Annotated in this window: 11 protein-coding genes; 10 read left to right on the forward strand and 1 reads right to left on the reverse strand. The window is 42.2% G+C overall.

Translation table 11 applies throughout. The features are described from left to right. Positions 1 to 8: 8 nt before the first annotated feature. Entirely contained in the window at positions 9 to 590 is a 582-nt protein-coding gene (locus ACQKMP_RS12305) for a LysE family translocator (protein WP_076299331.1), read from the reverse strand. An 86-nt stretch (positions 591 to 676) separates the two neighbouring features. Here ACQKMP_RS12305 and ACQKMP_RS12310 point away from each other — a divergent pair, with 86 nt between their 5' ends. The 10 genes from ACQKMP_RS12310 (at position 677) to ACQKMP_RS12355 (ending at position 10,931) form a co-directional block, all read left to right on the forward strand. After that, on the forward strand, positions 677 to 1,225 hold the full coding sequence (locus ACQKMP_RS12310) for a GNAT family N-acetyltransferase (RefSeq protein ID WP_427469472.1): 549 nt from the start codon (positions 677 to 679) through the stop codon (positions 1,223 to 1,225). Positions 1,226 to 1,366: 141 nt separating this feature from the next. Next, positions 1,367 to 2,371 (forward strand): Gfo/Idh/MocA family protein, encoded by a 1,005-nt coding sequence (locus ACQKMP_RS12315; protein ID WP_427469473.1) that lies wholly within the window; start codon positions 1,367 to 1,369, stop codon positions 2,369 to 2,371. Positions 2,372 to 2,401: 30 nt separating this feature from the next. After that, positions 2,402 to 3,319 (forward strand): helix-turn-helix domain-containing protein, encoded by a 918-nt coding sequence (locus tag ACQKMP_RS12320; protein ID WP_231573306.1) that lies wholly within the window; start codon positions 2,402 to 2,404, stop codon positions 3,317 to 3,319. Between the two features lie 17 nt (positions 3,320 to 3,336). Further along, complete coding sequence (locus tag ACQKMP_RS12325; protein WP_149646976.1) at positions 3,337 to 4,419, forward strand: Gfo/Idh/MocA family protein; 1,083 nt, start codon at positions 3,337 to 3,339, stop codon at positions 4,417 to 4,419. Between the two features lie 141 nt (positions 4,420 to 4,560). Continuing rightward, positions 4,561 to 5,265: a response regulator transcription factor gene (locus ACQKMP_RS12330; RefSeq protein WP_427469474.1), complete on the forward strand. Its 705-nt coding sequence runs from the start codon at positions 4,561 to 4,563 to the stop codon at positions 5,263 to 5,265. Between the two features lie 3 nt (positions 5,266 to 5,268). Continuing rightward, positions 5,269 to 6,651 carry a sensor histidine kinase gene (locus ACQKMP_RS12335; protein WP_427469475.1) on the forward strand — a complete coding sequence of 461 codons (1,383 nt, stop codon included), beginning with the start codon at positions 5,269 to 5,271 and terminating at the stop codon, positions 6,649 to 6,651. Positions 6,652 to 6,744: 93 nt separating this feature from the next. After that, positions 6,745 to 7,278, forward strand: a complete 534-nt coding sequence (locus ACQKMP_RS12340) for a hypothetical protein (protein ID WP_427469476.1) — start codon at positions 6,745 to 6,747, stop codon at positions 7,276 to 7,278. Positions 7,279 to 7,406: 128 nt separating this feature from the next. Beyond that, complete coding sequence (locus ACQKMP_RS12345) at positions 7,407 to 8,528, forward strand: FtsW/RodA/SpoVE family cell cycle protein (protein ID WP_427469477.1); 1,122 nt, start codon at positions 7,407 to 7,409, stop codon at positions 8,526 to 8,528. 30 nt (positions 8,529 to 8,558) lie between these two features. Further along, positions 8,559 to 9,578: an LCP family protein gene (locus ACQKMP_RS12350; RefSeq protein ID WP_427469478.1), complete on the forward strand. Its 1,020-nt coding sequence runs from the start codon at positions 8,559 to 8,561 to the stop codon at positions 9,576 to 9,578. 177 nt (positions 9,579 to 9,755) lie between these two features. Further along, on the forward strand, positions 9,756 to 10,931 hold the full coding sequence (locus ACQKMP_RS12355) for an MFS transporter (RefSeq protein WP_427469479.1): 1,176 nt from the start codon (positions 9,756 to 9,758) through the stop codon (positions 10,929 to 10,931). Positions 10,932 to 11,091: the final 160 nt, after the last annotated feature.

An 11,091-nucleotide genomic window follows, 5' to 3' on the forward strand; every position in this document is an offset into this window, starting at 1 on the left:
TCCACGACTTATAGGATTCCCGATATCATAATGGCAGAGTATACTAAAAATAGTGCCATCAGAGTATTTAGAACTTTTTGGTGATTTTGCAGAAATGCTCTGAAGATTGCCCCAAATACAACCCATGTCGTAAAAGCAAAAAATCCGATCACAGTTATAATTATAACAAACATAAATAAGGTGAGAGAAGAAGTATAGAATGGCATTACATAGCTGGGAATGACTGTTAAAGTAAATAAGAGCACTTTAGGATTCACAAGCTGCATAAGTAAACCTGACCGAAAATTGGCATTTGGATTAGGCTTGTCTTCCATTGCACCCATTTTAAAGATTTTATAAGCAAGATAGAGCATATATATACTTCCGACGACTTGCATAATGATCAGGATATTTGGGATGACCTCCACCAGAACACGATTCATCAAGGTAGAAAGGATAAGCAATAGACCAAAAGCCATCGTAGCCCCGTATACATACCGCATGGTTTTCTTAGCCCCTGAATGTTGCACGGAAGAAAGAATAACAATATTGGCAGGACCGGGTGAACATGTAACTACAATGCAATAGAGAAGAAAGGAAATTATATTCATGATGACCTCCAGTAAAAGTTGTCTTATGAATATAAACCTCATAACTTGATTGTTTATAGTACATTATTGCAGAGGAGATCAACATAATGAATGAGACAAAACATTTAACTATTAGTACACTCACTGAGGGCGATTATGTATCTACATGCCGGGTATTTGAAGAATCAATATCGGATGCCTTTAACAAAGAGGGATTAGGTCACTTACAAGAGGATATACAAAGTGAAACCGATCATAAAAAGCAAAAGGCGCTATCTTCACTGGAAAAGGCAAACTCGGATATTTATTTCTTTATCGCTAAAATCAATGGGAAGGTTGTGGGTACGATTTCCTATGGTCCCTGTGGTGAGACTATTCAAATCTGTGCAGAACATCAGTTGGATCATTTGGGGGAATTGGGGAGTTTATACGTGTTGCCAAGCTATCAGGGGCAAGGGATTGGTTCGGCATTAATTAAGAAAATGATGATATTTCTAAACGAACAAGGGATCGAGCAATTTTGTTTAGACAGTGGCTATAAACGTGCACAAATCAAGTGGAAGCGTAAATTTGGGGAGCCTTATAAGGTAGTAAAAGATTATTGGGGACCCGATTCCGATCATATGGTTTGGTTGTGTAATGTAAGAAGTGATTAAATGGAAATTGTACATCATATGAAACGAACGTGTCGTAATATTATATATTAGATGTCGCATTTTCCTACTAATAAAGGGTTTTGTTCTGTGATATTTTATTAGTAGATGTCAGAATAACATATATACGGGAGGCACAAGCAAATGACGATTAGAATTGGTAAGATTAGCTATTGGCATGTACATGCTTGGGACTATACGAAGCAAGCTCAAGAACATGAGGATACTGTATTGGCTGCAGTTTGGGATGAAGATGCAGAGCGTGGGAAAAAAGCTGCCGAAAGCTTAAATGTTCCTTTTTTCGAATCACTGGATGACCTGCTTGCGCAAGAGGATATAGATGCCGTCATAGTGGATGCGCCGACCAATGTGCACAGAGATGTAATTGTTGCTGCGGCTAAAGCGGGCAAACATATTTTTACGGAAAAAGTAATTGCCCCCACACATAAAGAAGTTGAAGAGATCATAAGCGCAGTGGAAGAGAACGAGGTGAAGCTGACCGTATCCTTGCCTCGTCTAAATGATGGATACGCATTAACGATTCAAGAAGTTCTAAGTCAAGAACTGCTCGGAGAGATTACTTACGTTAGAGTTCGCTTATCTCATAATGGGGCTACAGAAAACTGGCTTCCCGATCATTTCTATAGCTTGGAACAATGTGGTGGCGGAGCTTTGATTGATCTAGGCTGTCATCCTATGTATTTGACGAAGCTTTTCTTAGGTCAAGATGTGACCGGTGTAAGTGCTAATTTTGGTTATGTAACGGGCAAGGAAGTAGAAGATAATGCAGTGGTAACATTATTTACGGATTCAGGAGCAATTGGTGTGGTCGAGGCTGGTTTCGTGAATAGTCATTCGCCGTTTACCATCGAGGTACATGGAACCGAGGGGACTCTTCTTTACGGAACACCAGAGGATAAGCTTCTTCTTAGAAGTAACAAATCCGCTGACAAAGAGGAAGGATGGAAAGAAGTAGCGCTACATGCTAATCGTGAAAGCGCATTCCATCAGTGGGTTAATCATATCCAAAAGGATACTTACGCCACCGAGAATGTTCAAATTGCTGTGGAGCTTACGAGATTAATGGAGGCGGCGAATCGTTCTGCTAAAGAAGCTCGTATGATTCGGTTAGCAGATCTAGACGCTTAACCGGTCTCCACCTGTTAGGAGGATTTAACATTGAGTAACTTTCCCTATGAGATGATGTTTGAGAAGCATGATATGCTCGAAAGATTGGATATTTCAATCCAATGGGGACATTACGAGATAACAGTTCTTAGATTTCATTTGACCTCTTTTCCGCCGGGAAGAGTCATAGATTTCCATAATCATTCTGAATTCGAATTTCATTTTATTCCAAGAGGAAAGGGAGAAGTGACTCTTGGCGATTTAAAATACCCCTTGTCTGAGGGAATGTTTTATTTAACCGGACCGGGTGTCATGCACCGCCAAGAGGCGGATCCAGATGATTCTATGGAAGAACTGTGTCTACATGTGGACATCAAAGAGAAGATCAGAGAGGAGGTTGATCCTTGGGAGGTTGCGGAGGCTGAGACCTGTGTTCAGAAGCTAAAGCAGCTACCACTAGTTCCAGCGCAAGATTATCACAGCGCTATGAAATGTTTTCTTGAAGCCTATGAAGCTTGTGAAGGTAAACTAACGGGATATTACACTTCCATTAAACATCTCGTAATCAGCATTTTATTAAAGGCAGTAAGAGCGTATGATGCAGGTGGAATTCGAACAGAAGCACCTGTTAGAGATATGTCAACTTATCGGTACCAATACGCCATTCAATATATGGAAGCTAATTATTCAGGAGCTGTTACCTTGGAGAATGTTGCGGAAAAGCTGAATATTAGTTCAAGGCAGCTGCAGCGAGTATTTAAACAAGTTAACGCCGATCAATCTTTCAGTAGGGCGCTTGAGGATATAAGGTTGAAAGCGGTCTGCCGTAAGCTTGAAGAAAGCAATTGTCCGATCGAACAAATCGCTCAAACGGAAGGGTTTACGAATGCTACATATTTGCATATTGTCTTCCGCAAGCGGTTAGGCATGACTCCAGCAACTTATCGAAATACAAAACAAACTAATTAGAAGTGAGGGTGAAAGATATGAGTAAAGTGTTTCGCGTAGGAATTATTGGATGTGGTGGAATTGCGAATGGCAAGCATCTTCCAAGTTTGAGCAAGCAAAGTAAAGTGGAGATCGTAGCTTTTTGTGACATTATTAAAGAACGTGCTGAAGAAGCAGCGGAGAAATACGGTACTAGCGAAGCTGCTGTATATACGGATTACACAGAACTATTAAAAGATCATTCGATTGATATTATTCATGTGCTTACGCCGAATGATGCTCATGCAGAAATTTCAATTGCAGCCCTTGAAGCAGGAAAACATGTTATGTGCGAAAAACCAATGGCCAAGACGGCAGCAGATGCCAAACGAATGGTGGAAGCAGCAAAACGTACAGGCAAGAAACTAACCATTGGATATGACAACCGCTACAGAGAAGACAGCTTATATTTGAAAAAAGCATGTGAGTCCGGGGAGCTTGGTCATATCTATTTTGCAAAAGCACACGCCATCAGACGGAGAGCGGTACCGACATGGGGAGTATTCCTCGATGAAGAGAAGCAAGGTGGAGGACCTCTGATCGATATCGGAACCCATGCGCTGGATCTAACGCTGTGGATGATGGATAACTATAAACCAAAAGTCGTGCTGGGCACTAAATATCACGAACTGTCTCAAAAAGAAGAGGCCGCCAACGCTTGGGGACCTTGGGACCCTAAAAAGTTTACCGTGGAGGACTCAGCCTTTGGGATGGTCGTAATGGAGAATGGCGCCACAATTATGCTGGAAGCGAGCTGGGCACTCAATTCTCTGGATGTGCATGAAGCGAAATGCAGCTTGAGCGGGACTGAAGCAGGTGCAGATATGAAGGATGGACTTAGAATTAACGGAGAGAAATTCAGCAAGCTGTACACTAATAAAATTGAGCTTGGGGCAGGCGGCGTGGCTTACTATGAAGGTAAAGCAGAAAGTGCACCTGACATCGAATTAAGAAAGTGGATCGAAGCTATTGAACAGGATAAAGACCCGGTTGTAACACCTGAACAGGCATATGTTGTTTCGCAAATATTAGAAGCGATTTATGAATCTGCACAAACGGGTAAGGCTGTGTATTTGGATTAGATTTTTGACAAGCATAGAGATATAGAGTAATATCCACTTGTGATTTAATTACAGGGATCTGAGACAAGACTCTCTCTTTACTGGGAGAGTTTTTTTGTTTTTTTTGCATGTTTGAATACTGGGTTATAGGGGGGGAAGAGCATGAACACTGTAGAACGCAATCAAGTACTTATTGTGGAAGATGACGATAATATTAGAAGGTTTATAGCTATCAATTTAACGAATAATGGGTTTGTGGTTAGTGAGGCTGCTTGTGGAGAAGCAGCATTGCAGAGCTTTGAGGCGAACCGGCCAGACGTTATTGTTCTGGACATCATGTTGCCGGATTTAAATGGGTTTGAGATCTGCCGGAAGCTAAGAGAGCAGGACCCTGGTGTCATTATCATTTTTTTAACAGCAAGAGGACAAGATCTGGATAAAATCAATGGCCTTGAAATGGGTGCCGACGATTACATTGTGAAACCTTTTAATCCATTAGAACTGGTGGCACGGATCAAAGCGATATTGCGTCGTACAGAAACAGCTTTAAAACCGCAAAAAACTGTCCTTCAAGCTGGACCGATTCGCCTGGATTTGAACTCGAACAAGATGTTTAAGCACGATGACATTATTGAATTAACCCCGAAGGAATTCCAGTTGATGAAGACCTTTTTAGAGCATCCGGATACAGCACTATCTAGGAATGAATTAATGAACCTGGTCTGGGGTGAGGATTTTATTGGTGATCCGAAAACAGTAGATGTTCACGTGCGTAAGCTAAGAGAAAAGATTGAAGAGGATGCCTCTAACCCGCATTGGATTGAGACTGTATGGGGGCTCGGATACCGCTTTAGAAAGGATGGTTGAAGAATGGGTATTCAGAAAAGATTAGTAGGAAGCTATTTTGTAGTGATCTGTCTTACTGTGCTCATTCTTGAGATTATTCTTAATTTATCTGTACGTTATTATTATTTTCATAATATAGAGCAAACCCTGATGAATCAAGCAGAACTGTCGGCTTCTTTTTATCAGCAATATTTTAGCGATGAGGATTTAGAGGAACAATCGGATAGGTTGTTAAAGGGCTTTGCCAGCCATTCCGATGCACAGGTACAGATTATTAATGCTGAAGGTCGGCTGCTGCAGGATTCTAATGGAATCCAAGGCGATTTTACGATGACAGATAATATGGATGTGCAAGCAGCCATAAAAGGGCAGCCCGGCAGTTGGAAGGGTGAGGACCCTGTAACGGAGGAAGCTATTTTTACGGTATCCTATCCTTTACAAGCCAAAGGTAACATCGTCGGGGAAGTGAGGTTTATTACCTCCTTAACGGAAACGATACATACAGTAAATCAAATTGCGGTTTTGCTGATCGGGGTAGGTTTGCTCGTGATTGGTATCGTCACCTTGCTTGGATTATTACTATCTTGGACCATAACCAGATCCATTAAAGATCTGAAACAGGCAGCAGACCAAATGTCTGAAGGAGATTTTAGCATAAGAGTACAAAAGCGCTATCAAGACGAGCTTGGTTCCTTGGCAGATACATTGAATATGATGGCCAGTCGAATCTCGAAAAGTGAACAGCTTAAGAATGATTTTATCGCATCCGTATCCCATGAACTGCGTACGCCATTGACCTCGATCAAAGGCTGGGTAATCACCTTGAAGGCGGGTGGGGAGAGTAACCAGGCTCTGTTTCATGATGGGCTAGATATCATTGAATCTGAAAGTGACAGGTTGACTCATATGGTGGATGAATTATTGGATTTCTCCAAATTGGATAACGGAAGAATCGCAATTCACTTCACAACTGTGGATCTAACAGAGCTGTTGCAGCATATTGGCAGACAACTCACCCCTAGAGCAACCAGACAAGGCATCTTGCTCGAAGTGAAAATAGAAGAGAATCTGCCTGTCATTCAAGCTGACGAGAATCGTGTGAAGCAAGTCATGATTAATCTCATTGATAATTCGCTCAAATTTACTAGTTCCTCGGGCCGAATTCTTATTACTGCCCATACGGTTCCAGGGAAAGTTGTAATTACGGTTGAGGATACTGGGTCAGGCATCGCAGAAGCGGATTTAGAGAATGTGCGGCGAAAATTCTACAAAGGGGATCAACAGGCGTCAGGCAGCGGTTTGGGACTGTCCATCTCGGAACAGATTATTACGTTGCATCATGGCGAGCTGCGTATAAGCAGTACTTTAGGTAAGGGGACGATTGTCCAATTTGACTTGCCGATATAAATAGAGCTCAAATTTAACTATTTCATAACCACTTTCATCTCTTTCACAGATAAAATACTATATATGCGGACAAGCGAGGAGTCGATGATCCAAATGCCGAGCAAATTCATAAAGATAGGTGCTATGTTAACAACGATACTTTTGCTCGGAGGATGCGGAGTGCCGGCGACACCAGGAGAGCTGATTAAGCCTCCATCATCAGAAGCAAGCCTGCAGCGAGACAAAACGAGCAAGGAATTTATCAAATGGCTTCCCGACAAAGCTCAATTGATAACTCCGTTGGATGGACAAGAGGATAATGCTATCTCCTTTGGGGATATGGATGGAGACGGAATCGATGAAGCGGTAGTTGTATATGAGTACAGCAAAAACAAAGGTTCTTCTATAAAAGCAATGCTGCTTAGGCAGGAAAATGAAGCGTGGCAAAAGATTTCGGAGGTTGAGGGGTTTGGGTATGGCTTGGATTATGCCGAATTCTATGATGTCGATGATGATGGCCATAACGAGCTCGCGCTGGGCTGGTCATTGGGCGAGGCAGGGAACGGGCTGGATATTTATACGCTGAGTGAAGATAAATTAAAGCTGTTATCGAAGAAGGCGTATCAGGACAAATTTGATCTGAGATAATCATACCACTTTATAATCCGCTGCACTTCAGCTTCATCTTGAAACAAGATGTATTAGTGCTCAGGCGGATTATTTATGATGCTCATTTTACAACAAGAAAAATACAGAAATTAAATAGAGGTTGTATCATGTTTCTCACCACCAAAATTGCAAAGCTGGACAGATCCGTACTGTTTCTCGTAACATGCCTAGTTGGTATTGGTACTGTTGCTATTTATGGCGCGACTACGGATACACGGTTAGATGGTCTTTACATCAGTTCGTTGTATTTATTTGCTTTATTTTGCATACCCATGTTATTCATCGCATTGGTAGATTATAAGATTCTATTAGGTTGGTTAGCATATCTCTTTTATAGCGTGGGTATTGGTCTACTTGTGCTAGTTAAGCTGGTTGGGGAGAACCTCAATGGTGCCGTGCGTTGGTTAAGTATTGGAAGCTTTCAGCTCCAGCCCTCCGAGCTGGCTAAAATATGTACGGTGCTGCTCATTGCTCATCTATTGGGTAAACGAGAAGGACAGCAGCTTCGCTTTTTTCAAGATTTAGTGCCGGTTTGTTTCGTTTTTTTAATTCCTTTTATTTTGATCATGGATCAACCCGATTTGGGTACAGCACTCGTTTTTGCGGGCATATTGCTTAGTATGCTTTGGATAGGTAACATCCGTGCTCTATATATGATCTTGATCCTCGGTGCGGTGATTATTTCGATTGGCACGATACTATGGCTCTATTATGCCAACTTCGATTTGTTATCTAAGATTGTCGAGCCCCATCAATTATCACGAATTCAGGCTTTTTTGGACCCGCAGAGTGATCCCGATAAATCTTGGCATGTCAAAAACGCAATGATAGCCATTGGCTCCGGTGGATTATCGGGTAGTGAAGGTATTTTTTTGCGAAAAGGATATATTCCATACGCGTATTCCGATTCGATCTATGTAGTCATCGGTGCAAAATACGGTTTTATAGGTTCATCCATTTTGCTGATGCTATATTTATTGCTCGTCTATCGAATGATCTTTATCGCACTCGAAAGCAGGGACCGTGCAGGGGCATATGTTGTCACCGGGTTTATCGCCATGATTATCTTTCAAGTTTCTGTTAACCTTGGAATGCATCTTGGATTGCTGCCCCTGACGGGGATATCCTTGCCGTTTATTAGTTATGGAGGTAGCTCGTTACTTACTAATATGATTGCGATTGGCATAGTGCTAAGTGTGAAAGTCCATAAGGATGAAAGCACGGATTGAAAAAGCTACTGGAACTGAGTGGAGGGAATTATGACTAACAAACGCAAATGGACAACAACTCGTAAAATTCTGACGAGCATTGGACTTATCTTAGGTGCAACGATTATCGGAATTGGAGTATATGCAGGGTATTTATACAAAAAGACGGATAACGCGATAGAGCGCATGGCTGCTCCAGTCAACGTCCAACCAACCGCTGCCCCAGAGGAAAAAAAGGCGACGGTATCGGTTGAACCTATGATTTTTCTGCTTGCCGGGGTAGATAGTCGGGACGGTGGTGGTGGGGTAATGAATACCGATGTGCTAATGCTTGTCAGCTTCAATCCTGACACGAAGTCGACGAGTTTCTTATCTATACCGAGGGATTTGTTGCTAAAACCTAAATCGTTGCCCTCTCGCAAAGCTAATTATTATTATGCTTACCATTACATAAAAGATAAAACTGAAGCTATCCCTAATACAAAAGAGTTTTTCAGCAATTTACTAGGTCTGCCAATTGATCACATGGTTGTGGTGAATTTTGATGTGCTGAAGGAGACGGTGGACTTGCTTGGCGGGCTAACCATTGATGTCGATATGGATATGAAATATATCGATTCGGCAGATGGAACGAACATCAACTTAAAGAAGGGCTTGCAGAAGCTGGATGGCAAACATGTGCTTGACTTTGTGCGTTACCGCAAATCGAATCAAGGAACGGCTGAATCCTCCGATTTTCAGCGCAATGATCGACAGCAGCAAGTAATTAAGCAGATTCTGGATAAGCTAGGGAATTTCCAAGGCGTGTCCCAATGGGGGAATGTATTGGACATCATCGGTGAAAATGTGAAGACTGATATTCCACAAGCAGATCTCCAGCAATGGTTGTTGAACTTCCCCAAACTCAAACCAGATCATATCAATTCCTTACATGTGGAATCTCTTTGGAAGAGTCCATACGTGTATGTGAATAAAGAGGATCTTAAACAAGCACTTACTACTCTGAGTACGGAAGCGGGTGTTAACTCCGAAAGTTCATTGCACTTGGAGAATATTGGGACGGTAGATTGACAGACTATCACTTAAACTGCTCTTAGGAGCAGTTTTTTTGTGTACCACTAATAATCCCGATAACCAGTAAAGTAATCCGCCAACGGGTAGAGGCCTGACTTCCAGGCGTAGTACCATGAACACAGCGATTATGAGTCGTATATTGTTTAGGTTTACTTGAGAGGAGAAGGGAAATTCATGAAATACAGACTGGGTATTATGTTTCTAATCGTACTTACAGGGATGATATCGATAGCCGCATTTAATCCGATTATTGGCCCGCTTACTCGAAATTTGGGACTTAGTGATTTTCAATCAGGATGTTTGGTATCGGTAGCGGGACTTTGCTGGCTGCTCGGAGGATATTTCTGGGAAAAACAAACGTTCATGAGCCGAAAATGGCTGCTTGCTTCGATCATGTTCGTCTATATGGCAACACTAGTCATTTTTGCACTGCTGGCTGATTATGCAGTACATGCTGCGAGCAAAACTAGCCTGTTTTGGAGTTTCTTTATACTTCGCGCAATCGCCGGTTTTTTCTTTGGAGGTATTCCAGCATTAGCACAAGCTTATGTTATGGGCTGGAGTACAAAAGAGACCCGTACTCAGGGAATGGCATTATTCGGTGCAGCCAATGGACTTGGCTTCGTAGTAGGACCTGCAATGAGCGGAGGAATGGCTTCGCTGGGACTCACCTCACCAATGTACGCCGCAGCCATATTATTATTCACCTTGGCTATTTTATTTCTAGTGTTTATTCCTAAAGAAAAGAATATCGAGATCGAACGGCAGGCGATTTCACTTTCACCCAACGACAAACGGATACGCCTCTATTTATGGATTGGACTATTGCTATCGTTTGCTCTGAATATCGTGCAGGTTACTATCGGATTTTTTGTGCAAGACAGCCTTGGATACAGTACCCAGCAAGCCACACAGCTAATTGGAACAGGTCTGGCTATCTCGGGAATAATGGTGGTGCTCTCGCAAATTGTGATCAGCAAATATCTCAAATGGCATCCTAAAAAGGTGCTGCTCGTAGGGCTATTATTTGTGGCTTTGGGTCTGCTAGGCTTGTTATTGTTTATCAGATTTGCTTATGTGGACTTTACATTCTTGGGAATTGGCATCGGCTTTACATTGCTTGGCTACAGTGCGGGTGCTTCAATGGCGGTTCAAGACCATGAGCAAAGAAGCGTTGCTTCCTTTATTGCGGCCCTTCAAGGTGGAGGATCATTCATAGGTCCAGTTATAGGCACAGCTTTATACACCGCTAATATGGCACTTCCTTATTCTTTCTGCGTGCTGTTGATTGGTATTGTAGGTATCGCGAATTTGAAAAAAAGATCAGCGGATCGTGTGGAGAGTTGTTAAATAGAAATGCTGCTCATAGAGTAGATTCTAAGCTGTCGAGGGAGTCTCGACAGCTTTTTTATTCTGCAGCTTTCTGCTGGCAGTGGCTTTATGTAGAAAATAAGGAGAAAGAGTTTTTTACCTCGTAACAGCCTTCCAATTAATAGTATAATAAGAACTC

Origin of the sequence: Paenibacillus sp. NPDC101420, from assembly GCF_050277435.1 — a bacterium.
Classification (GTDB): domain Bacteria; phylum Bacillota; class Bacilli; order Paenibacillales; family Paenibacillaceae; genus Paenibacillus_AQ.

What these genes read in the sequence shown, in the direction of transcription:
- ACQKMP_RS12305 (WP_076299331.1), bottom strand. Translation starts at nt 590, where the DNA reads ATGAATATAATTTCCTTTCTTCTCTATTGCATTGTAGTTACATGTTCA.
- ACQKMP_RS12310 (WP_427469472.1), top strand. Translation starts at nt 677, where the DNA reads ATGAATGAGACAAAACATTTAACTATTAGTACACTCACTGAGGGCGAT.
- ACQKMP_RS12315 (WP_427469473.1), top strand. Translation starts at nt 1,367, where the DNA reads ATGACGATTAGAATTGGTAAGATTAGCTATTGGCATGTACATGCTTGG.
- ACQKMP_RS12325 (WP_149646976.1), top strand. Translation starts at nt 3,337, where the DNA reads ATGAGTAAAGTGTTTCGCGTAGGAATTATTGGATGTGGTGGAATTGCG.
- ACQKMP_RS12330 (WP_427469474.1), top strand. Translation starts at nt 4,561, where the DNA reads ATGAACACTGTAGAACGCAATCAAGTACTTATTGTGGAAGATGACGAT.
- ACQKMP_RS12335 (WP_427469475.1), top strand. Translation starts at nt 5,269, where the DNA reads ATGGGTATTCAGAAAAGATTAGTAGGAAGCTATTTTGTAGTGATCTGT.
- ACQKMP_RS12340 (WP_427469476.1), top strand. Translation starts at nt 6,745, where the DNA reads ATGCCGAGCAAATTCATAAAGATAGGTGCTATGTTAACAACGATACTT.
- ACQKMP_RS12345 (WP_427469477.1), top strand. Translation starts at nt 7,407, where the DNA reads ATGTTTCTCACCACCAAAATTGCAAAGCTGGACAGATCCGTACTGTTT.
- ACQKMP_RS12350 (WP_427469478.1), top strand. Translation starts at nt 8,559, where the DNA reads ATGACTAACAAACGCAAATGGACAACAACTCGTAAAATTCTGACGAGC.
- ACQKMP_RS12355 (WP_427469479.1), top strand. Translation starts at nt 9,756, where the DNA reads ATGAAATACAGACTGGGTATTATGTTTCTAATCGTACTTACAGGGATG.